Annotated in this window: 19 protein-coding genes; 8 read left to right on the forward strand and 11 right to left on the reverse strand. The window is 62.5% G+C overall.

Annotated elements, in window-relative coordinates:
- Positions 1 to 35 precede the first annotated feature (35 nt).
- The 6 genes from nuoI (at position 36) to nuoN (ending at position 6,453) form a co-directional block, all read left to right on the forward strand.
- On the forward strand, positions 36 to 578 hold the full coding sequence (gene nuoI, locus C3F36_RS01255; RefSeq protein WP_010675034.1) for an NADH-quinone oxidoreductase subunit NuoI: 543 nt from the start codon (positions 36 to 38) through the stop codon (positions 576 to 578).
- Positions 579 to 587: 9 nt separating this feature from the next.
- Positions 588 to 1,127 (forward strand): NADH-quinone oxidoreductase subunit J, encoded by a 540-nt coding sequence (nuoJ, locus tag C3F36_RS01260; protein WP_069651388.1) that lies wholly within the window; start codon positions 588 to 590, stop codon positions 1,125 to 1,127.
- A gap of 79 nt (positions 1,128 to 1,206) precedes the next feature.
- Positions 1,207 to 1,515, forward strand: a complete 309-nt coding sequence (gene nuoK, locus C3F36_RS01265) for an NADH-quinone oxidoreductase subunit NuoK (RefSeq protein WP_010675036.1) — start codon at positions 1,207 to 1,209, stop codon at positions 1,513 to 1,515.
- The gene (gene nuoL / locus C3F36_RS01270) at positions 1,512 to 3,359 is read left to right on the forward strand and encodes an NADH-quinone oxidoreductase subunit L (protein ID WP_104454294.1); all 1,848 of its coding nucleotides are present in this window, start codon (positions 1,512 to 1,514) and stop codon (positions 3,357 to 3,359) included. The genes nuoK and nuoL overlap by 4 nt, the downstream gene beginning before the upstream one ends.
- A gap of 69 nt (positions 3,360 to 3,428) precedes the next feature.
- Positions 3,429 to 4,946: an NADH-quinone oxidoreductase subunit M gene (gene nuoM / locus C3F36_RS01275; protein WP_010675038.1), complete on the forward strand. Its 1,518-nt coding sequence runs from the start codon at positions 3,429 to 3,431 to the stop codon at positions 4,944 to 4,946.
- Between the two features lie 43 nt (positions 4,947 to 4,989).
- The gene (gene nuoN / locus C3F36_RS01280) at positions 4,990 to 6,453 is read left to right on the forward strand and encodes an NADH-quinone oxidoreductase subunit NuoN (RefSeq protein WP_039038715.1); all 1,464 of its coding nucleotides are present in this window, start codon (positions 4,990 to 4,992) and stop codon (positions 6,451 to 6,453) included.
- Positions 6,454 to 6,721: 268 nt separating this feature from the next.
- Here nuoN and purL read toward each other — a convergent pair whose 3' ends face one another.
- Positions 6,722 to 10,615 (reverse strand): phosphoribosylformylglycinamidine synthase, encoded by a 3,894-nt coding sequence (purL, locus tag C3F36_RS01285; RefSeq protein ID WP_104454295.1) that lies wholly within the window; start codon positions 10,613 to 10,615, stop codon positions 6,722 to 6,724.
- A gap of 149 nt (positions 10,616 to 10,764) precedes the next feature.
- Here purL and mltF point away from each other — a divergent pair, with 149 nt between their 5' ends.
- A complete protein-coding gene (gene mltF / locus C3F36_RS01290; RefSeq protein ID WP_029314683.1) occupies positions 10,765 to 12,258 on the forward strand; it encodes a membrane-bound lytic murein transglycosylase MltF in 1,494 nt (497 codons plus the stop codon).
- Positions 12,259 to 12,433: 175 nt separating this feature from the next.
- On the forward strand, positions 12,434 to 12,559 hold the full coding sequence (locus tag C3F36_RS23960; protein ID WP_267893442.1) for a hypothetical protein: 126 nt from the start codon (positions 12,434 to 12,436) through the stop codon (positions 12,557 to 12,559).
- 22 nt (positions 12,560 to 12,581) lie between these two features.
- Here C3F36_RS23960 and C3F36_RS01295 read toward each other — a convergent pair whose 3' ends face one another.
- From C3F36_RS01295 to ndk, 10 genes are all read right to left on the reverse strand, one after another.
- Positions 12,582 to 12,812: a zinc ribbon domain-containing protein gene (locus C3F36_RS01295; RefSeq protein ID WP_039038718.1), complete on the reverse strand. Its 231-nt coding sequence runs from the start codon at positions 12,810 to 12,812 to the stop codon at positions 12,582 to 12,584.
- A 123-nt stretch (positions 12,813 to 12,935) separates the two neighbouring features.
- Complete coding sequence (gene der, locus C3F36_RS01300; RefSeq protein WP_010675045.1) at positions 12,936 to 14,432, reverse strand: ribosome biogenesis GTPase Der; 1,497 nt, start codon at positions 14,430 to 14,432, stop codon at positions 12,936 to 12,938.
- 74 nt (positions 14,433 to 14,506) lie between these two features.
- Positions 14,507 to 15,691, reverse strand: a complete 1,185-nt coding sequence (gene bamB, locus C3F36_RS01305; protein ID WP_104454296.1) for an outer membrane protein assembly factor BamB — start codon at positions 15,689 to 15,691, stop codon at positions 14,507 to 14,509.
- Entirely contained in the window at positions 15,684 to 16,334 is a 651-nt protein-coding gene (locus tag C3F36_RS01310; protein ID WP_039038720.1) for a YfgM family protein, read from the reverse strand. Before C3F36_RS01310 ends, bamB begins: the two co-directional genes overlap by 8 nt.
- Before the next feature lie 3 nt (positions 16,335 to 16,337).
- Positions 16,338 to 17,615 (reverse strand): histidine--tRNA ligase, encoded by a 1,278-nt coding sequence (hisS, locus tag C3F36_RS01315; RefSeq protein ID WP_010675048.1) that lies wholly within the window; start codon positions 17,613 to 17,615, stop codon positions 16,338 to 16,340.
- A 138-nt stretch (positions 17,616 to 17,753) separates the two neighbouring features.
- A complete protein-coding gene (ispG, locus tag C3F36_RS01320) occupies positions 17,754 to 18,884 on the reverse strand; it encodes a flavodoxin-dependent (E)-4-hydroxy-3-methylbut-2-enyl-diphosphate synthase (RefSeq protein ID WP_010675049.1) in 1,131 nt (376 codons plus the stop codon).
- Positions 18,885 to 18,894: 10 nt separating this feature from the next.
- Positions 18,895 to 19,815, reverse strand: coding sequence for a RodZ domain-containing protein (locus C3F36_RS01325; RefSeq protein WP_104454297.1), 921 nt, complete (start codon positions 19,813 to 19,815; stop codon positions 18,895 to 18,897).
- The gene (tapF, locus tag C3F36_RS01330; protein WP_104454298.1) at positions 19,805 to 20,596 is read right to left on the reverse strand and encodes a PilW family type IVa pilus biogenesis/stability lipoprotein TapF; all 792 of its coding nucleotides are present in this window, start codon (positions 20,594 to 20,596) and stop codon (positions 19,805 to 19,807) included. Before tapF ends, C3F36_RS01325 begins: the two co-directional genes overlap by 11 nt.
- An 11-nt stretch (positions 20,597 to 20,607) precedes the next feature.
- Positions 20,608 to 21,711, reverse strand: a complete 1,104-nt coding sequence (locus C3F36_RS01335; RefSeq protein ID WP_041213014.1) for a bifunctional tRNA (adenosine(37)-C2)-methyltransferase TrmG/ribosomal RNA large subunit methyltransferase RlmN — start codon at positions 21,709 to 21,711, stop codon at positions 20,608 to 20,610.
- Positions 21,712 to 21,878: 167 nt separating this feature from the next.
- Complete coding sequence (ndk, locus tag C3F36_RS01340) at positions 21,879 to 22,307, reverse strand: nucleoside-diphosphate kinase (RefSeq protein WP_045524435.1); 429 nt, start codon at positions 22,305 to 22,307, stop codon at positions 21,879 to 21,881.
- Positions 22,308 to 22,419: the final 112 nt, after the last annotated feature.

The following is a 22,419-nucleotide window of genomic DNA, read 5'->3' on the forward strand; positions in this document are numbered from 1 at the left end:
GGCGCCAGTGCTGATAAATGTGCAGTGAGGCACCTATGAAAATTACGAGCATTATCAAGGGTGTTGGCACCCAGTTGCGCAGTCTTGGGATGGTCTTCTCCCATGCCTGGCGCCCCCGTGAAACCCTGAGCTACCCGGAGCAGCCGGTCTACGCCGCCCCCCGCTTTCGCGGTCGCATCGTACTGACCCGGGATCCCGATGGCGACGAACGCTGCGTGGCGTGCAACCTGTGTGCTGTTGCCTGCCCGGTCGGTTGCATCTCCTTGCAGAAGTCGGAGCGGGAAGATGGCCGCTGGTACCCGGAGTTCTTTCGCATCAACTTCTCCCGTTGCATCTTCTGCGGCCTGTGCGAGGAGGCCTGCCCCACCACCGCCATCCAGCTTACGCCGGATTTCGAGATGGGGGAGTATCGTCGCCAGGATCTGGTGTACGAGAAGGAAGATCTGCTGATAAGCGGCCCCGGCAAATACCCGGACTACAACTTCTACCGCATGAGCGGGATGGCCATCGACGGCAAACCCAAAGGGGATGCCGAGAACGAAGCCAAGCCCATCGATGTCAAGAGCCTGCTGCCCTAGGAGTCAATCATGGAACTGGCATTCTATGTCGCGGCCCTGGTCGCCGTTTACAGCACGCTGCGGGTGATCAGCACCAGCAACCCCATGCATGCGCTGCTCAATCTCATCATCTCCCTCATCGCCGTGGCCATGATCTTCTTCTGCCTGGGCGCCGCCTTTGCGGGGGCCCTGCAGGTGATCGTCTACGCCGGCGCCATCATGGTGCTGTTCGTGTTCGTGGTGATGATGCTGAACCTGGGGAGCGCCCAGGATCAGGAGAAGAAGTGGCTCACCCCCATGACCTGGGGTGGCCCGGCCCTGCTCTCCCTCATTTTGCTGGGCTTTCTGGCCCACGGCATTCTCGGCGTGACCGGCGGTGAACTGGGTCTGACCGAGGTCAGCGCCAAGGAAGTCGGTATCGCCCTGTTCGGCCCCTATGTGCTGGCGGTGGAGCTCGCCTCCATCCTGCTGCTGGCGGGTCTGGTCACCGCCTATCACCTGGGCCGCGAGGACAAGAGCGGGGAAGTGCTCTCCGTGCCTCGCACCACACAGGAAGGAGGTCAGCAATGAGCGACATCCCCGTGGTGATGCATGGCTCGCTGCCGGCAGCCTGCCCCCTTTCCATCCAGCAAGCACAAGGAGCATGGCGATGAGTGGAATTCCCATGGAGCACGGCCTCCTGCTGGCGGCCATTTTGTTTGCCATCGGCCTGTGCGGCCTGCTGATACGCCGCAACCTGTTGTTTATCCTCATGAGTATCGAAATCATGATGAACGCGTCCGCCCTGGCATTCGTGGTGGCGGGTAGCCGCTGGGCCCAGGCCGACGGCCAGATCATGTACATACTGGTGATTTCTCTGGCGGCAGCGGAGGCCAGTATCGGCCTCGCCCTGTTACTGCTGCTCTATCGTCGTTACCACACCCTGAACGTGGACACTGTGAGCGAGATGCGCGGATGAGCCTCCTATATCTGACTTTCCTGTTCCCGCTGCTGGGATGGCTGCTGCTGGCCTTCTCCCTCGGCCGCCTCGGCGAGCGCACCTCGGCGCTCATCGGTGTCGGCAGCATCGGTCTCTCGGCCCTCACTACCCTGTGGGTCGGCATCGATTTCCTCAATACCATGCCGGAAGGCGGCGTCTATACCCAGACCCTGTGGCAGTGGATGACGGTGGGCGAGTTCCAGCCCGCCTTCCGTCTCTCCCTGGACGGGCTGTCGCTGACCATGCTGGGGGTCGTGACCGGGGTGGGCTTCTTCATCCACCTGTTCGCCTCCTGGTACATGCGCGGGGAAGAGGGGTATTCACGCTTCTTCACCTACACCAACCTCTTCATCGCCAGCATGCTGTTCCTGGTGCTGGCCGATGACCTGCTGTTCGTCTACCTGGGCTGGGAAGGGGTGGGGCTGTGCAGCTACCTGCTGATCGGCTTCTACTACAAGGATCGCAACAACGGCGCCGCCGCCCTCAAGGCGTTCGTGGTGACCCGGGTCGGCGACGTCTTCCTCGCCATCGGGCTCTTCGTGCTCTATCGCGAGCTCGGTACCCTCAACATTCACGAGCTGCTGGTGCGAGCCCCTGCGATGTTTGCCGACGGCTCCCCTGCCCTGTCGTTTGCCTGCCTGATGCTGCTCGGCGGCGCGGTCGGCAAGTCAGCCCAGCTGCCGCTGCAGACCTGGCTGGCGGACGCCATGGCGGGTCCGACCCCGGTTTCGGCGCTGATCCACGCGGCCACCATGGTGACTGCCGGCGTCTACCTGATAGCCCGCACCCACGGCCTCTTCCTGCTGGCTCCCGAGATCCTCCATCTGGTAGCGCTGGTTGGTGCCATTACCCTGGTACTGGCGGGCTTCGCCGCCCTGGTACAGACCGACATCAAGCGGATCCTGGCCTACTCCACCATGAGCCAGATTGGTTACATGTTCCTGGCCCTGGGGGTCGGTGCCTGGGAAGGGGCCATCTTCCACCTGATGACCCACGCCTTCTTCAAGGCGCTCTTGTTCCTCTCCGCCGGGGCCGTCATCGTTGCGACCCACCACGAGCAGAACATCTTCAAGATGGGAGGTCTGCGGCATCGCCTGCCGCTGGTCTATGCCTGCTTCCTGGTGGGGGGCTCGGCCCTCGCCGCACTGCCACTGGTGACCGCCGGTTTCTACAGTAAAGACGCCATCCTCTGGCAGGTGCAGGCCAGCGGCCAGAGCGCCCTGCTGTGGGCCGGTCTGGGTGGTGCCTTCCTCACCTCCCTCTACACCTTCCGCCTCATCTTCATCGCCTTCCACGGCAAGGAGCAGACCCAGGCTCACGCCGGACAGGGCCTTGCCCACCATCTGCCACTGCTGGTGCTGCTGGTGCTCTCCACCGGGGTGGGTGCATTGATAGTGCCGCCGCTCGCCGGAGTACTGCCGGCAGGCCCCGGTGATCACATCGAAGAGGGACGCCATGGCCTCGAGATCCTCTCCGGCGTCATCGCCGTGGCAGGCATTGCGCTGGCCGCCTTCCTCTTCCTCGGCGAACGTCGCCTGGCGAAGGGGATCGCACAGAGTGCACCGGGGCGGGCTCTGTCCACCCTCTGGTTCAATGCCTGGGGCTTTGACTGGCTTTATGACCTGATTTGGGTCAAGCCCTACCTGCTGGCGACTCGCCTGCTCGGCAAGGATCCGCTGGACAGGATGATGAACCTGCCCGCCGTGCTGGCCCAGGGGGGGCATCAGCTGCTGGCCTGGACCGTCTCCGGCAAGTTGCGCTGGTACGCAGCCTCCATGGGGATGGGCGCCGCCCTGATACTGGCCCTGCTGCTGCTCGGCTGATCCATGAGCCCAATATTGTGTGGCAGGCTCAGCGCCTGCCCGACTAGAACCTAGATGAGAGCTGATATCGTGACCTTACTCTGGATCTTGCTAATTCCCTTCATCGGCGGCTTGCTCTGCTGGCAGATGGAGCGGCTCGGCGGACAGTTTGTCCGCTGGGTGGCCCTCGCCTCCATGAGCGCCTGTCTGGTGCTCTCCAGCGCCATCTGGCTCGGTGGTGACTTCACCCTCGCCAACCCCGGCCTCCCCGTCTGGGCAGCCGAGTGGCAACAACCCTGGATCCCCCGCTTCGGCATCTCCCTGCACCTCGCCGTGGACGGGCTGTCGCTCCTGATGGTGATCCTCACCAGCTTCATCGGCGTGCTGGCCATCCTCTGTTCCTGGAAGGAGATCGTCCAGCGCATCGGCTTCTTCCACCTCAACCTGCTGTGGATCCTGGGGGGCGTGCTCGGCGTCTTCATGGCGGTGGATCTGTTCCTCTTCTTCTTCTTCTGGGAGATGATGCTGGTGCCGATGTACTTCCTGATCGCGCTCTGGGGCCACTCGGTCACCGATGGCAAGTCGCGCATCAACGCCGCCACCAAGTTCTTCATCTACACCCAGGCGAGCGGCCTCATCATGCTGGTGGCCATCCTGGGCCTGGTACTGACCCACCACGCCGCCACCGGAGTCTTCACCTTCAACTATCAGGAACTGCTCAACACCCCCATGAGCAGCACGGTACAGTGGCTGCTGATGCTGGGCTTCTTCATCGCCTTCGCGGTCAAGATGCCCCTGGTGCCGCTCCATGGCTGGCTCCCTGATGCCCACAGCCAGGCGCCCACCGCAGGCTCCGTGGATCTCGCGGGCATCTTGCTGAAAACCGCGGCCTACGGCCTGCTGCGCTTTACCCTGCCGCTCTTCCCCGAGGCGTCCGCCGAGTTTGCCCCCTACGCCATGGTGCTCGGCCTCATCGGCATCGTCTATGGCGCCCTGCTGGCCTTTGCCCAGACCGACATCAAGCGGCTGGTTGCCTACACCAGCATCTCCCACATGGGCTTCGTGATGATCGCCATCTACTCGGGCAGCGAGCTGGCCCTGCAAGGGGCAGTAGTACAGATGATTGCCCACGGGCTCTCGGCCGCCGGCCTCTTCATCCTGTGCGGTCAGCTCTACGAGCGTCTGCACACCCGGGATCTGCGCCAGATGGGCGGTCTCTGGGGACGGCTGCGCTACCTGCCCGGCGTGATGCTGTTCTTCTCCGTTGCATCCCTCGGGATGCCGGGGACCGGCAACTTCGTCGGCGAGTTCCTGATCCTCATCGGCAGCTTCCAGGTGGCCCCCGTTATCACCGTCATCGCCACCTTCGGGCTGGTGCTGGCCTCGGTCTACTCCCTCATCATGCTGCAGCGGGCCTGCTTCGGGACGCCCCGGGAGGAGAGCATGCTCAAGGGGCTGGATACCCGGGAGCTGACCATGATGCTGACCATCGCCGGCCTCTTGGTGCTGCTTGGTCTCTATCCCCAGCCGGTGCTCGACACCGCCAGCAGCAGCCTCCTGAGCGTGCTGCACTGGTACGCGCTGCCGGGCACGGGGGCGCTGCAATGATGCTTTCTCTTTCGCCTTCCTTGTCCATGTCGGGAGCACTGTCATGACGTTTACTGTTTCTCAACTGCTGGCCCTGCTGCCCCTGTTGCTGACCACGGGGGCCATGGTGGCCCTGATGCTGGCCATCGCCTGGAAGCGCTGTGACGACACCGCCTTCGTGGTCACCATCATCGGCCTCAACCTCGCGCTCTTCTCCCTGCCCATCGTGATGGCCCAGGGGGATCAGGGGGTCACTCCCCTGCTGCAAGTAGACGCTTACGCGGTCTTCTACATGGGGCTGGTGCTCATCGGGGCCCTGGCCACCTGCACCTTCGGTCGCACCTGGCTCAAGGGCTATCCGGACAACCGGGAAGAGTTCTACCTGCTGCTGCTCATCGCCACCGCCGGTGGTCTGGTGCTGGCGGCCTCCCGTCACCTCGCCTCGCTCTTCATCGGGATCGAGATGCTGACCCTGCCCATGTTCGGTCTGGTGGGGTATGCCTATCGCGAGCGGCACTCGCTGGAAGCCAGCATCAAGTACATGGTGCTCTCCGCCAGTGCCACCGCCTTCCTGCTGTTCGGCATGGCACTGCTCTACGCCCAGGCCGGAAGCCTGAGCTTCAGCGATCTCGGTGTGACCCTGGCCCAAAGCCCGGCTCACCATCCGCTGCTGATGGGGGGCTTTGGCCTGATGCTGGTCGGCTTTGCGTTCAAGCTGTCCCTCGCCCCCTTCCACCTCTGGACCCCGGACGTCTATGAAGGGGCGCCGGCACCGGTGGCCACCTTCCTCGCCACCGTGAGCAAGATAGCCGTGTTCTGCGTGCTGCTGCGCTTCTACCTGGCGGTACCCGCCACCTCGGATCCCATGATCCACTGGCTGCTGGCGGCCATGGCAGTCATCTCCATCGTGGTCGGCAACCTCCTGGCGCTGATCCAGACCAACATCAAGCGGATGATGGGTTACTCCTCCATCTCCCACTTCGGCTATCTGCTGGCAGTGGTGGTGGCAAGCCGCCTCGGCGAGATGCCGGTGGAAGCGGCGGGTGTCTACCTGCTGATGTACCTGTTCACCAGCCTGGGGGCCTTCGGCGTCATCAGCATGATGTCCAGCCCCTATCGCGGCAAGGATGCGGACTCCCTGCACAGTTATCGCGGTCTGTTCTGGAAGCGCCCCTATCTGACGGCGGTGATGACGGTGATGATGCTCTCCCTCGCGGGTATCCCCATGACGCTGGGGTTCATCGGCAAGTTCTACCTCATCGGCGTCACCGTCGATGCCAAGCTGTGGTGGCTCAGTGGCGCCATCGTGCTCGGCAGTGCCCTGGGGCTCTACTACTACCTGCGGGTCATGGTCACCCTCTACCTGCGTGAACCCGGCATGCAACTGCGCGATGCCAGGGCCGACTGGGCCTTCTCCTCCGGGGGCCTGGTGGTGCTGCTCTCCGCCATTCTGGTGGTATTGCTCGGCATCTACCCCCAGCCCGTCATCAGCCTGGTGCAGGGCTTCCAACACGTGGTGCTGCGCTAGCCTCAGGTTCAGCTCACACAGCAAAACCGGCCTCCATGGCCGGTTTTTTTTATGTCCTCCAAGGCCCGGTCCGGCTTGCCCGTCTGGCAGGCGATACCAGATCCCTCCCCTCAATCCATCCCATATCCTCCAGCAAGCAGCTGGCGGAGCAGCGAGCTGAAGACGGCCTTGCCCCCATCGTGCTCGCCTCCTCCTGCCCTCCCCATTCTCAGACACATGCCCATAAAAAACCGGCCACTGGGGCCGGTTTTTGGTTTCTTGCTGGCGCTTAACCCAGGCGAACCCGAGCATTGCGGAACATGCGCATCCAGGCGCCATCCTCTCCCCAGTTGTCCGGGTGCCAGGAGTTGGCCACGGTGCGGAATACCCGCTCCGGGTGCGGCATCATGATGGTGGCGCGGCCGTCCGTACTGGTCACCGCGGTGATACCGTCAGGGGAGCCGTTGGGGTTGGCCGGGTATTGCACGGTGACGTTGCCGCGGTTGTCCACGAAACGCAGCCCCACCAGACCGCTCTGTTGCAGCGCAGCCAGGTGAGCGGCATCGCGCACTTCCACGCGCCCTTCCCCGTGGGAGACGGCAATCGGCATCACGGAACCCGCCATCCCGGCGAAGAAGGCGGACGGGGAGTCCTGCACTTCCACCAGGCTGAAGCGCGCCTCGAAGCGCTCGGAGCGGTTGCGCACGAAGCGCGGCCAGAGATCGGCCCCCGGGATGAGGTCACGCAGGTTGGACATCATCTGGCAGCCGTTGCACACCCCCAGGGAGAGGGTATCGCCGCGCTCGAAGAAGCGCTGGAACTGCTCACGGGCGTTGTCGTTGAACAGGATGGACTTGGCCCAGCCTTCGCCCGCCCCCAGCACGTCGCCGTAGGAGAAGCCGCCACAGGCCACCAGGGTCTGGAAATCTTCCAGCTTGATGCGCCCCTCGAGGATGTCGCTCATATGCACGTCCACCGCAGTAAAGCCGGCGCGGTCAAACGCCGCCGCCATCTCCACGTGGGAGTTGACCCCCTGCTCGCGCAGCACCGCCAGACGGGGAGAAACCCCGCGAGCGATATAGGGCGCGGCCACGTCGTCGGACGGGTTGTAGGTGAGCCTGGCCTGCAGACCCGGATCGGTGGCGTCCTGGCGGGCGGCATGCTCCTGATCGGCGCATTCCGGGTTGTCGCGCAGGCGCTGCATCTGCCAGCTGGTCTCGCCCCAGATGGTGCGAAGGGCGGTGCGGCTGGCGCGATACACTTCGCTGCCGGCACGCTGGAACAGAATGAGGTCGTCTTCGCGTACCGTGCCCAGCACATGGGAGCAGGCTGCCAGACCGTGACCGGCCAGCAGGGTCAGCACCGCTTCCTTGTCTTCGCGACGAACCTGGATGACGGCACCCAGCTCCTCGTTGAACAGGGCCGGCAGCAGGTCGCCACCCACGCGATCGAGCTGGATGTCGAGGCCGCAGTGACCGGCAAACGCCATCTCGGTCAGGGTGACGAAGAGGCCGCCGTCGGAGCGGTCGTGGTAGGCAATCAGCTTGCGATCCGCCACCAGCGCCTGGATGGCGTTGAAGAAGCCCTTGAGCTGAACCGGGTTGTCCAGATCCGGGGCGCTTTGCCCAAGCTGGCGGTAAACCTGGGCCAGGGCTGAGGCGCCGAGGCGCTGCTTGCCGTTGCCAAGGTCGATGAGGATAAGGTCGGTCTCACCGAGATCGGTGCGCAGTTGCGGGGTCACGGTATTGCGCACGTCCTCGACCCGGGCAAAGGCGGAGATGAGCAGGGAGAGCGGCGAGGTGACGCTGCGCTCTTCCCCGTCCTGCTGCCAGCGGGTCTTCATGGACATGGAGTCCTTGCCCACCGGGATGGTGATGCCAAGGGCCGGGCAGAGCTCTTCGCCCACCGCTTTCACGGCTTCGTAGAGACCCGCATCTTCCCCCGGGTGGCCGGCTGCGGACATCCAGTTGGCGGAGAGCTTGACCCGCTTGAGGGAGCCGATATTGGCCGGTGCCAGGTTGGTCAGGGCCTCGGCCACCGCCATGCGGGCGGAGGCGGCATGAGAGAGCAGCGCCACCGGGGTGCGCTCGCCCATGGACATGGCTTCACCGTGGTAGCTGTCGTAGGTCGCGGCGGTGACGGCGCAGTCAGCCACCGGGATCTGCCAGGGGCCGACCATCTGGTCGCGGTTGACGAGGCCCGTTACGGTGCGATCGCCGATGGTGATGAGGAAGGACTTCTCCGCCACCGTCGGCAGGCGCAGCACGCGCTCGGCGGCGTCGCTGAGGGTGATGCCGTCCAGTTGCAGCGCCTTGCCCTGAGCGGGCAGGCTCTGCACGTCGCGGTGCATCTTGGGCGCCTTGCCAAGCAGCACGTCCAGCGGCAGATCGATGGGCTGGTTGTCAAAGTGATCATCAGAGAGACTGAGATGCTTCTCTTCGGTGGCGGTGCCGATGACGGCATAGGGGGCGCGTTCGCGCTCGCACAAGGCCTTGAACAGAGGCAGCTTGTCCTGGGCCACGGCCAGCACATAGCGCTCCTGGGATTCGTTGCACCAGACTTCCAGCGGGCTCATGCCCGGCTCGTCGTTCGGAATGGCACGCAGGTCGAAGCGACCACCGCGATCCCCGTCGCTCACCAGCTCCGGCATGGCGTTGGAGAGACCACCGGCGCCCACGTCGTGGATGAAGACGATGGGGTTGTCGTCCCCCAGTTGCCAGCAGCGGTCGATCACTTCCTGGCAGCGACGCTCCATCTCGGGGTTGTCACGCTGCACGGAGGCGAAGTCGAGATCTTCGGCAGACTGACCGGACGCCATGGAGGAGGCTGCGCCGCCACCCAGGCCGATGTTCATGGCCGGACCACCCAGCACGATGAGGGCCGCCCCCACCGGGATCTCCCCTTTCTGGACGTGCTCGCTGCGGATGTTGCCGATGCCACCCGCCAGCATGATGGGCTTGTGGTAGCCGCGCACCTCGACGCCGTTGTGGCTCGGCACCTGCTCTTCGAAGGTACGGAAGTAACCCAGGATGGCAGGGCGACCGAATTCGTTGTTGAAGGCGGCGCCGCCAAGGGGCCCTTCCTGCATGATGTCAAAGGCGCTGACGATGCGGCTCGGCTTGCCGAAGTCCTGCTCCCATGGCTGCTCGAAACCGGGGATGCGCAGGTTGGAGACGGAGAAGCCCACCAGGCCCGCCTTGGGTTTGGCGCCACGGCCTGTCGCACCCTCGTCGCGGATTTCGCCGCCGGAGCCGGTGGCGGCACCCGGGAAGGGAGAGATGGCGGTCGGGTGGTTGTGGGTCTCCACCTTCATCAGGATGTCGACGCGCTCCTGGTGATACTGGTACTCACCGTTGGCGGGGCTCGGGAAGAAGCGGCCACCCTGGCTGCCTTCCATCACCGCGGCGTTGTCTTTGTAGGCAGACAGGACATGATCCGGCGTCTGCTCGAAGGTGTTCTTGATCATCTTGAACAGCGACTTGGGCTGCTGTTCGCCATCGATGGTCCAGTCGGCGTTGAAGATCTTATGACGGCAATGCTCGGAGTTCGCCTGGGCAAACATGTAGAGCTCGATGTCGTTGGGATTGCGACCCAGCCGGGTGAAGTTGGTCACCAGGTAATCTATTTCGTCATCGGCCAGGGCCAGACCCAGGGTCACGTTGGCCTCTGCCAGGGCGGCGCGACCACCACCCAGCACATCTACCTGGGTAAAGGGGCGCGGCTCGTGGTGAGCAAACAGGGCGGCGGCCTCGTTCATCTCGGCAAAAACCACTTCCATCATGCGATCGTGCAGCAGGGCCGCGATCTCGCTACGCTGGGCCACGCTCAGCTCACCCTTGGCCTGCACGTAATAGGCAATGCCGCGCTCCAGCCGCTTGACCTGTTTCAGGCCGCAGTTATGGGCGATGTCGGTTGCTTTGGAAGACCAGGGGGAGATAGTGCCGGGGCGGGGGGTAACGAGGAACAGCTGACCGCTGGGGGTGTGTTCCGGGATGGTCGGGCCGTAGCGCAGAAGCTGGCCCAAGGTCGCTCGCTCGGGGGGCGACAGCGGGCTCGTCAGCTCGGCAAAATGCACGTATTCCGCATAGACGCTTGCTATCTCTACTCCTCTCTGTGCGCAGCTCTGCAGCAGCTTGTGGACACGAAACTCAGACAGTGCTGGGGCACCACGCAAGATTTCCATATACCTTTCTCACCAAGTTTTAGAGTGTGGGGGGATTTGAGACGCGCGTATTATAGGGATCAGGCCCATCCTGAACAAACGTTTTTCTCATCTCGCGCGGTGTGACTCCCTTCATACTCTCTGGTATAAAGGTGCCTCTTTTTTGACAAATGCCGATTTTTTCAACAAGGGTACTCACCTACTTGCGCTGCATTTTTCGACTGTTCATCGGGATGATGTTGACGCTGGCCCTGGCCGGTTGCGACTTCTACCACCCCTCCAGCCAACTGGAGCAAATACGCCAGCGAGGCGAGATCCGGGTTGGCACCCTCTATGGCCCCACTTCCTATTACCAGCGTGACGACACCGCACTGGGGTTCGACTACGAGCTGGCGCAGCTTTACGCCGACTGGCTGGGGGTCAAACTGACCATAGTACCGGCCTACAGCACCGCCGAGCTGGTCGAGCAACTGCAAAAGGGCAAGCTGGATCTCGCCGCCGCCGCCATCGTCGTGACCCCGGAGCGGCGCAAGCTGTTCCGCTTCGGCCCAGGCTTCTACCAGGTCTCCCCCAAGCTGGTCTATCGCAACGGCTCCCCCAGGCCCAAGAACCTCGGTGACATCAAGGGCAGCATAGTGGTGCCGGCGGGCTCCACCGGCGAGGACCTGATGAAGGAGCTGGCCAAGCAGTACCCCAACCTGAAGTGGAGCACCAATCGGGATGCGGACGTGGAAGAGCTGCTCAAGCAGGTGGCCGACGGCAAGGTGGACTACACGGTGGTGCAGGACACCATACTGGCCCGTACCCAGCGCTACTACCCCGAACTCACCGAAGGCTTGACCCTCGCCAGCAAGCAGACCGTGGCCTGGGCCATGACCAAGCTGCCCGACGACAGCCTCTACGCCAGCATCATCGACTTCTTCGGTCAGCGCTTCATGGATGGCGCCATCGCCAAGCTCGACGAGAAGTACTTCGGCCACGTGCAGAACTTCGACTTCGTCGACACCCGTACCTTCCTGCAACGGGCCAAGAGCCTGCTGCCCAAGTACCAGGCGCTGTTCCAGACCCACGCCAAGGATATCGACTGGCGGCTGCTGGCCGCCATCAGCTATCAGGAATCCCACTGGGATCCCCAGGCACGCTCCTACACCGGGGTGCGTGGCATGATGATGCTCACCGGCCCGACCGCCAAGGCGATGGGGGTAAACGATCGCACCCACCCGGAAGAGAGCATCAAGGGGGGCGCCCGCTACCTGCAGGAGATGATGGCGAAGGTGCCCGACTCGGTCCCGGCGGACGAGAAAGTGTGGTTTGCCCTCACCGCCTACAACATCGGCTACGGCCACATGATGGATGCCCGCCGCCTGACCAAGGAGCTGGGCAAGAACCCGGACGCCTGGAGCGATGTGAAAGAAGTGCTGCCCCTGTTGCAGCAGTCACGCTGGCATCGCAAGGTGCGCTATGGCTATGCCCGTGGCGGCGAGGCGCGCAACTATGTCAACAACGTGCGCCAGTACTACCAGAGCCTGCTCTGGCTCGACAACGAACAGCAGAAGGCCCATCGTCGGGAGGAGCTGGACGAGGACGACAGCAGCGAGCCGGACGTGCCGGCACAGCGTCCGGCCATCATCGCCGAAGTGGTCAAACAGATCATCACCCCCTAGCCTCGCCGGGGGGTGTGTTTTCCTGCCCTGTTCTCTGTTACCATCCTTGGGTATACGAGGGGCGCTGGAGCGAACTTATTGCAATGTATTCATTGCGTTGCAGTTCCTGCCAAGGGCCCTTTCGGCCCCACGCAAGACCAGGGAGGAGAACAGGATGCGAGCACGCAGAAGAGCCATGTTGGCCCGAAAAACCAAATGTGCCTGGAGCCCGAGACGCAAGCTCAAGCTGGCCGACATGAAACGCAAGATCTGGCACAGAAACCGCTCCTTCACGCTGCTGATAGCGGAGCACACAGTATAAACCCGGCATCAGCCGGGTTTTTTTATGCCTTGTCAGGCTGCGCTTCAAACAGAACGGTGCGTTTGGAGACCAGGGTGTTGCAGTGGTTGCAAAAATAATCCACCGCGCCGCAAGCCCGAAGTCGCTCCAGCTCCTGCCCGCAGGCAGGACACAGGGCCCGGATGCGATAACGGGCCTGACACTGGCCACACGTCGTCTCGCGGCTGCGGCTGTCCAGTTCGCCCTGACAGGCAGGGCAGGTCAGCGTGTTCATTCTCTTCTCGACTCCTCTTTAGGTCACTGTGCACCGGCATTACCCGCAGCCCCTCCCCCGGTTTGTCTGCCCTGAAGAGGGCCACCAAGAAAAACGGCTGCCGGTAAGGGCAGCCGCAGGGCTTTATTTCTTCGCTTTGGCCTTGAGCAGGCGCTTGCGCTGGCGTTCCTGGCTCAGGGTCAGGGTGTTCTTCTTGCCCTCGAACGGGTTGACCGACTCCTGGAACTCCACCCGGATCGGGGTACCCATGATCTTCAACGACTTGCGGAAGTAGTTGATGAGGTAGCGCTTGTAGGAGTCAGGCAGGTCGTTCAACTGGTTGCCGTGGATCACGATGCGCGGCGGGTTGTAACCACCGGCGTGGGCATACTTCAGCTTGACCCGGCGACCGTTCACCATGGGCGGCTGGTGATCTTCCTGTGCCATCTGCATGATGCGGGTCAGCATGGCGGTGCTGGTGCGGCGAGTCGCGGACTCGTAAGCCTCGTTGATGGATTCGAACAGGTGACCGACGCCACTGCCGTGCAAGGCGGAGATGAAGTGCACCCGGGCGAAGTCGATGAAGCCCAGGCGTCTGTCCAGCTCGTTCTTGACGTCCTCTTTCACCTTCTGATCCAGGCCGTCCCACTTGTTGACCACCAGTACCACGGAGCGGCCGCTGTTGAGCACGAAGCCGAGGATGCTCAAGTCCTGATCCGTGATGGTCTCCCGGGCGTCAATGACCAGCAGGCAGACGTTGGCATCTTCAATCGCCTTGAGCGTCTTGATGACGGAGAACTTCTCCACCGTCTCGTGCACCTTGCCACGGCGACGCACGCCGGCGGTGTCGATGACCACGTATTTCTGATCGTCGCGCTCCATGGGGATGTAGACGGAGTCGCGGGTGGTACCCGGCATGTCGTAGACGATGACCCGATCTTCACCCAGCATGCGGTTGGTCAGGGTGGATTTGCCAACGTTGGGGCGACCGACGATAGCAAATTTGATGGGCAGGTCGGCGAACGGCGTCTCCTTGGTGTCTTCCCGGGTGTCGAGCTCACCAGCGGCCACCATGCGCAGCAGGGCCTCTTCGTCGAACTCCTCCAGCTCCTCTTCCTCTTGTGCCTCGGTGGCAGAGCCGACCAGGGTCTCGAGGTGAGGGGCTAGGGCCAGCTCCAGCAGGCTCAGTACGCCACGGCCGTGGGCGGCCGCCATCTGGTAGACCTCGCCCAGGGCCAGACCGTAGAACTCGGACACCGCGGAGTCACCGTCGATGCCGTCGGTCTTGTTGGCCACCAGAAACACCTTCTTGTGGGTCTTGCGCAGGTGCTCGGCGATGGCCTGATCCGCCGCGGTGAGACCGGCACGGGCATCCACCATGAAGAGCACCACATCGGCCTCTTCGATGGCCAGCAGGGACTGCTCGGCCATCTTCAGCTCGATCCCCTCCTCGGTGCCATCGATACCGCCGGTATCGACCACGATAAATTCCAGCTCGCCCAGCTTCGCCTGGCCATATTTGCGGTCCCGGGTCAGGCCGGGGAAGTCGGCAACCAGGGCATCCCGGGTACGGGTCAGGCGGTTAAACAGGGTGGATTTCCCCACGTTGGGGCGGCCCACCAGGGCAACTACAGGAGTCATAAAAGCCTCATTCTCAAGACGACAAAGGCTCCGGGTCCGAAGACCAGGAGCCGGATATTCACATTATCGGACGATCAAGGACGCTTGAGGGCGTACAACTTGCCGTCACGGCTCTGCACATACAGGGTGTCACCCTCCACCAGCGGAGCGGCATAGAGACCACTGCTGTCGAGCTGCTGCATGGCCTTGATGATCCCGTCGGTACGGTCCAGCCAATACAGGTAACCTTCCACATCTCCGACCACCACATAGTCACCCAGGATGACGGGGGCGGTCACGGTGCGGTTTTCCAGCTGGGTGTTGGACCACAGCTCGAGACCGTTGCGACGATCGACCGCAAACAGATGGCTGCGGCTGTCGGTCAGCACGATGGCATTGCCGGTCACCGCCATGTCGCGATAACCGGAATACTTGCGTTTCCACACTTCGTCGCCGCTCATCAGCTTGCGCGCCATCAACTGGCCGTTGTAGGCGATGGCGTAGAGCTCATCACCGGCAATCAGCGGGCTGGCATCGACGTCCACCATCCGATCCAGTTCGGTGGCGCCGCGCGGGTCAGCCACCTTGGATTGACGCACCGGCTGGCCGTTGCTCAGCAGGGCGATGCCCACCTTGCCATCGGCGCGGCCATAGATGACGGCACCGTTGGTGATGATGGGGGCACCGGCACTGCGCAGGGTCAGGGGCGGCTGCTCTTCGGACAGGGTCCACTGCAGCTTGCCTTCGTCGGTATCGAGCGCCACCAGGCGACCGGAGGTGGTCAGCACCACCACGCGGCCATCCTCGACGGCGGGGCTCGCCACCACTTCCCCAGGCACCGTGGTCTGCCACAGCACTTCGCCGTTGGCCTCGTTCAGGGCGTAGATCACCCCGTTTTCGGACCCGAGGAACAGCTTGCCGTAGCGGGAGACCAGACCACCGGAGAGACGGGCGCTGCGCTTGTCGGCGTTGATGGGCAGATCTGCCAGATCCACGCTCCACAGCTCCTTGCCGCTCTCGCGCTCGAAGGCGGTCACATCGCCATCGCGGGCCGCTGCATAGATGCGGTCCTCTTCCACCACCGGCTTGAGCTGGGAGTAGAAGTCGCCGATGCCATCCCCGACCGAGGAGGACCAGGCGGTATCGGCAGTGAACGCGGACTCGACCTTGGGCAGGGGCGCCATGGGGTTGAGATCCTCTTCCGAACTGAACAGGGAGCAGCCCTGCAAGGCGAAGGAGACAGCCACCCCCAGCGCCATTCGCTTGTACAGATTACGCATCCGGTGCCTCGCCCGCAGTGACGGCTGGCAGCGCCAGATCATCCATCTTCAGCTTGAGTTCGGCGCTGCTCTGCAGGCCGCCAGCATCCGCCGCCGCCTGATAGGCATCGCGCGCTTCTTCGGCCTTGCCCTGCTTTTGCAGGATATCGCCGCGCACTTCCGCCACCTGGGCCTTGAAGGCGTCGTTGTTGATCTTGCCAAGCTGGGCCAGGGCCTCGTCAGCCTTGCCCTGATCGCTCAGGACCCGTGCCAGACGCAGGGCGGCGATGGGCTTGATGCTGTCGTCGCCACTGGCGGCCACCTGGGTCAGCTGCTCGGCAGCCAGATCCAGCTTGCCCGCCTTGACGGCGGCCGCGGCCAGTTGCAGGGCGGCCAGCTCGGCATAGGCGTCACCCTTGTGAGCGGTAATGAAGCTCTTTGCCTGCTCCAGGGCGGCGTCGTCCCCCTTGGCGAGCTGGGCGGTCATCTCGTTGTAAGCCTGGGAGGCGGCTTCCTGGTTGTTCTGCTGCATCTCGTTGTAGTAGCGCCAGCCAAAGAGGCCGACCAGACCGATCACGGTCCCGGCGATCACCGAGGTACCGTTCTCTTTCCACCAGCTCTTGATGACCTCAACCTGTTGTTCTTCAGTGGTATACACTTCCACAGCTTACTCTCCTTTCGCTGCCAGCAGGGCGATGGCGGCATCGACCGAGACGGTCTGTTGCTCGGCCTGGCCACGCAGATATTTGATGGTGATCTCCCCGCTTTGCACCTCGGTCTCCCCAAGGATCAGGGCAATGGCCGCGCCGCTCTTGTCGGCACGCTTGAGTTGTTTCTTGAAATTGCCGCCGCCGCAGTGGCTCATGAGGCGCAAGTCCGGCAGGGCATCGCGCAGGCGCTCTGCCAGGGCAAAGCCAGCCTGTTCGGTCCCCTCACCCACCATGCAGAGATAGACATCCACCGCCGGGCGGATGTCAGCATTGAGCTCGAGGGTTTCAAGCATCAGCACCAGACGCTCCATGCCCATGGCAAAGCCCACCGCCGGGGTCGGCTGGCCACCGAGCTGCTCCACCAGGCCGTCGTAGCGACCACCGGCACAGACGGTGCCCTGGGCACCCAGGCTGTTGGTCACCCACTCGAACACGGTCAGGTTGTAGTAGTCGAGGCCGCGCACCAGACGCTCGTTCACCTCGAACTGGATGCCGGCCGCCGTGAGCAGGCGCTTGAGCCCTTCGAAGTGAGCCAGGCTCTCTTCGCCAAGGTGATCGAACAGACGGGGGGCACCCGCCAGGATGGCCTGCACTTTCTCGTCCTTGGAGTCGAGCACCCGCAAAGGGTTGCTGTACATGCGGCGCTGGCTCTCTTCGTCCAGCTCGCTCTTGTACTGTTCCAGATAGGCGACCAGGGCATCGCGATAGGCGGCACGTTCGTTGCTCTGGCCGAGGGTGTTGAGCTGCAGGGTCACGTGATCGCTGATGCCGAACAGGCGCCACAGGCGGTGGGTCAGCATGATGAGCTCGGCATCGATGTCCGGCCCGTTGATGCCGAACAGCTCGACCCCGAACTGATGGAACTGGCGATAGCGACCTTTCTGGGGACGCTCGTGGCGGAACATGGGGCCCATGTACCACATCCGGCGTTCCTGGTTGTAAAGCAGACCGTGCTCGATGCCGGCACGGACGCAACTGGCGGTCCCTTCCGGACGCAGGCTCAGGCTGTCGCCGTTGCGGTCTTCAAAGGTGTACATCTCTTTTTCGACCACGTCGGTCACTTCACCGATGGCACGCTTGAACAGATGGGTCTGCTCGACGATGGGCATGCGCACTTCGCTGTAGCCATAGCTGGCCACGACCTGGCGCAGGATCTGTTCTACTTTCTGCCATACCGGGCTCTGCTCCGGCAGGCAATCATTCATACCGCGAATAGCTTGGATCTGTTTTGCCACGTTGATACTCGAGAAAAAGAGGTAAAATTTGGCCGCATTATAGGGATTTTCGACCCCGAGGTAAAATCGGGTGCCCGGATGCGGGATGTAAAATCAACAACCTAAAGCCGGGGCCACCCCAGGTGGCCCCGTCATGGTTCAACCTTTGTCCACCTGGATCTGGTTGGCCGGATCCAGCATGGCGGCCCTGGCACGGATGCGACGCTCCAGAGTCGGGATCAAATCCTTGTTGTCGAGTCGGTCGACCCGCTGGCCCCCCTCGTAGAAGGCACTCTTGTTGGCGGCGCCCGCAAGGCCGAGATCGGAGACCAGCGCCTCCCCCGGACCGTTCACCACACAGCCGATGATGGAGACATCCATCGGGGTGATGATGTCTTCGAGCCGCTCTTCCAGGGCGTTGACCGTGCCGATGACGTCGAACTCCTGACGGGAGCAGGAGGGACAGGCGATGAAGTTGATGCCGCGGGAGCGGATGCGCAGGGACTTGAGGATGTCGAAGCCCACCTTCACCTCTTCCACCGGATCGGCGGCCAGGGAGATGCGCAGGGTGTCGCCAATCCCTTCGCTCAGCAACATGCCAAGGCCAATGGCGGACTTGACCGCGCCGGCGCGAAAACCGCCCGCTTCCGTGATGCCCAGATGCAGGGGTTGATCGATCTGCTTGGCCAGCAGGCGATAGGCACCGACCGCCAGGAAGACATCGGACGCCTTGACGCTCACCTTGAAGTTCTGGAAGTCGAGGCGATCCAGATAATCCACGTGGCGCATGGCGGACTCCAGCAGCGCCTCCGGGGTCGGCTCGCCGTATTTCTCCTGGAGATCACGCTCAAGGGAACCGCCGTTGACGCCGATGCGGATGGGGATGTTGTAGTGACGGGCGCAATCCACCACCGCACGCACCCGCTCTTCGTTGCCGATGTTGCCCGGGTTGATGCGCAGGCAGTCGGCCCCGTACTCGGCCACTTTGAGGGCGATGCGGTAGTCGAAGTGGATGTCGGCCACAATGGGGATGCGGGTCTGCTGTTTGATGAGCTTGAACGCTTCCGCCGCCTCCATGGTGGGGACGGAGACCCGGACGATGTCGGCGCCGACCCGCTCGATCCGCTGGATCTGCTCGACGGTAGCGGCCACGTCCGTGGTCTTGGTGTTGGTCATGGTCTGTACCGTGATGGGGGCATCGCCCCCAACCGGCACGTTGCCGACCATGATCTGTCTGGATTTGCGACGAACGATGGGTGATTCGTGTGCGGGCTTTTCGTGAACAGACATGGCGGACTGATTACTCCTGCGGCAGTGAGAAGCGGGCAGTCCGGCCGTTGTTGTAACGGCTCATGTCGAAGGACTTGCCCTGATATTCGAGATTGACCGCCATGGGCGCGCCAATGATGAATCTGAGTGGCTCGGGTCCTTCCAGTACCAGTTCGTCGTTCGCCTTCTTCAGACCGCTGAACAGGGTCTTGCCGTTGGCATCCTTGACATCCAGCCAGCAATCGGCGGTGAAGCTCATCTTGAGCTGGGGCGCCTTGGCGGGCTCGGTGGTCGTGCTCTCGGCAGTCGAGACCGCACCGGAAACGTCCGTCGGGACGGCTGCGCTGGCATCCGTAGCGACCACAGGCAGGGTCGCGGTGGCACCGCTCACCACAACCTGGGTGGACACGGCATCGGACGCTACGGGCAGCACGGGCTCGGCGACCTCCACGGCGGGGGCAACATTCGCTTCCGGCGTATTGACGGTCGCGCTCATCTCGGTCGCCGCCAGGGCGTCGTCACCGGCAGAGCGGCGCGCCGTGCTCTGCCACCACCAGGCGACGGAGAGCCCGATCAGCACCAGGATCACCAGCCAGGTCACCACCTTGAGCCGGCTGTCATTGGCCTGCTGGCGGGAGCGACGGGAGAAGCTCTGCATGTCGATGTTGTCGGGGGGAGTCAGCCCCAGCTTTTCGTAGGCGGCGAGGATGGTCTCCTCGGGGATGCCCACGAGCTTGGCATAGGCCCGCAGATAGCCACGAATGAAGGTATGGGACGTGTGCTTGTCATAGGTATCCGCTTCGATGGCGGCGATCAGGGTCAGACGAAGGTGAATGCGGGACGCAACCTGTTCCCGGGTCCAGCCGAGCTGTTCACGGGCGTTGCGCAGCAGCTGGCCTGGGCCCGCTGCCTGGGAGTCGTCTTGGAAATCGTGTGGCTGTTCAGTAGTCATTGGCTAAGTAACGCTTGGCTTGTTGCGAAGTGGGATATTGCCTTACCAGCTCAGTCCCGAATTGGTGAAGTAATGCCGGTTTGTCCATGGCCTGGGCCAGCCGCAGCCGGAGCCAGAGGCTCTCCTCGTTCTCCTCTGCCACATCGGCAAAGCGCGCGAGGTAAGACTGGACATCAGGAAGCTTGCCATCTTTCATGGAAAGCTCGGCCATGTCCAGCAATAACCTAGGATTGCGGGAATTATACCCCAAGGCCAGACGATAATACTCGCTGGCCTTGTCATTTCTGTGATTTTGCATCGAGCAGAGCGCCGCATTCTCGTAGGTATCGGCGATCTTCACGTAATCGGGCTGGCTGACGGCCTGCAAGAACGCCTTTTCCGCTTCGTCGAAGCGGCCACGGTTGCAGAGGAAGGCGCCATAGTTGTTCATCGCGTCAGCATTGGACGGATCCATGGCCAGCGCTTTCTTGTAGCTCGCCTCGGCGGCCTTGAAATCCGACACCTGCTGGTAGAAATAGGCAAAACCGATGTAGACCTGAGGATTGTTGGGATCGTACTGAAGGGCGCGGTCGAGATTGAATTTGGCCTGCTCGGCATTGCCCTGGCGCAGATACTGGATACCCAGATCGAGACGAGTCTGGGCGGCGGCCTTGAGGTCGGGACCCACTTCACGCTGGGTCGAATTCTGGCCAGCGTAAGTGGTCTCTGTGACACAGCCTGGCAGCGCACAGAGCGCTGCCACTACGATCAATGTACGGATATCCATTTCCTGTCTATACAATGGCTTAGGAGTTAAACCATTTTGACGGAAATCCCATCCTGTTGCATCCGATTTTTCATGGTGCGCTTGGTGCGGTCGATCACCTCCCCCACCAGCTGCCCACAGGCGGCGTCGATGTCGTCACCACGGGTCTTGCGCACGATGACGGTCAGGCCGTATTCCATCAACACCTTGGAGAAACGGTCGATACGGCTGTTGCTCGGCTTGCCAAACGGGTTGCCCGGGAAGGGGTTGAACGGGATCAGGTTGATCTTGCAAGGAGTTTCCTTGAGAACCTTGGCCAGCTCATGGGCATGCTGCATGTCGTCGTTGATGTGATCGAGCAGCACATACTCCACGGTCACCCGGCCGCCGTTGGCGTTGGACTTGGCCAGATAGCGGCGTACCCCGGCAAGGAAGGACTCGATGTTGTACTTGTCGTTGATCGGCATGATCTCGGAACGCAACTGGTCGTTCGGCGCATGCAGAGAGATGGCCAGGGCAACGTCGATCTGGTCCCCCAGCATGTCCAGCGCCGGCACCACACCGGAGGTGGAGAGAGTGACGCGGCGCTTGGAGATGCTGAAGCCGAAGTCATCCATCATCAGCTTCATGGCCGGTACCACGTTGGCGAGGTTGAGCAGCGGCTCACCCATGCCCATCATCACCACGTTGGTGATGGGGCGCTTGCCGCCCACCACTTTGGCGGCACGCCACACCTGGCCGATGATCTCGGAGACTTTCAGGTTGCGGTTGAACCCTTGCTGGGCGGTGGAGCAGAAGGTGCAGGCCAGGGCGCAGCCCACCTGGGAGGAGACGCACAGGGTAGCGCGGTCCGCTTCCGGAATGTAGACAGTCTCCACCTCCTGATCGCCCACCTGCAGCGCCCATTTGATGGTGCCATCGGCGGAGCGCTGTTCACGGCTGATCTCGGGGGCTCGGATCTCGGCAATGGCCTTGAGCCGCTCGCGCAGCGCCTTGTTGACGTTGCTCATCTGATCGAAATCATCACAACCGAAGTGATAGATCCACTTCATTATCTGGTCTGCCCGGAACGGCTTCTCGCCCAACTCGACGAAGAAGGCACGCATGGCATCCCGGTCGAGATCCAGCAGGTTGGTTTTTGTTTCGCTCATCAGGGGCCTCAGCTCACACACTTCATAAATTATCGGCTGACCTACGTCAGGGGGCGGCATTGTACAAATAATGGGTCTGGCTTTCCACCTGGAGAATAAGTGGATATTGGCAGGATGACCAAAAAACAAAAGGGAGCCGAAGCTCCCTTGGTCACCAGCAGACAACATCAGCCGCGCGGGCAGATCTCGTCGTCGGAGAAGAAGTAGGCGATTTCACGGGCGGCAGAGGCCGGGGCATCGGAGCCGTGGACGGCGTTGCGATCGATGCTCTCGGCGTAGCAGGCGCGCAGGGTGCCGGCCAGCGCCTCTTTCGGGTTGGTGGCGCCCATGATTTCACGGTGACGGCGGATGGCGTCTTCACCTTCCAGCACCTGTACCATGACGGGGCCAGAGGTCATGAAGCCGACCAGACCATCATAAAACGGCTTGCCCTGGTGCTCGGCGTAGAAACCGGCGGCCTGTTCGCTGGTCAGGTGCAGCATCTTGGCGGCGATGACTTTCAGGCCGGCGCTTTCGAAGCGGCTGTAAATGGCACCAATCAGGTTTTTGCTGACCGCATCCGGCTTGACGATGGAGAAGGTACGTTCGATAGCCATTGAGTTCTTTCCTTAACTACAGAGTTTTATTGTAGGAATCCATGTTCGGCGGCGATTATACGTAAACAAAAAACGAAATAACACACAAAAAATCAACTTTTTGTTAAACAAA

Origin of the sequence: Aeromonas sp. ASNIH2 (assembly GCF_002934795.1) — a bacterium.
GTDB lineage: Bacteria > Pseudomonadota > Gammaproteobacteria > Enterobacterales > Aeromonadaceae > Aeromonas > Aeromonas caviae.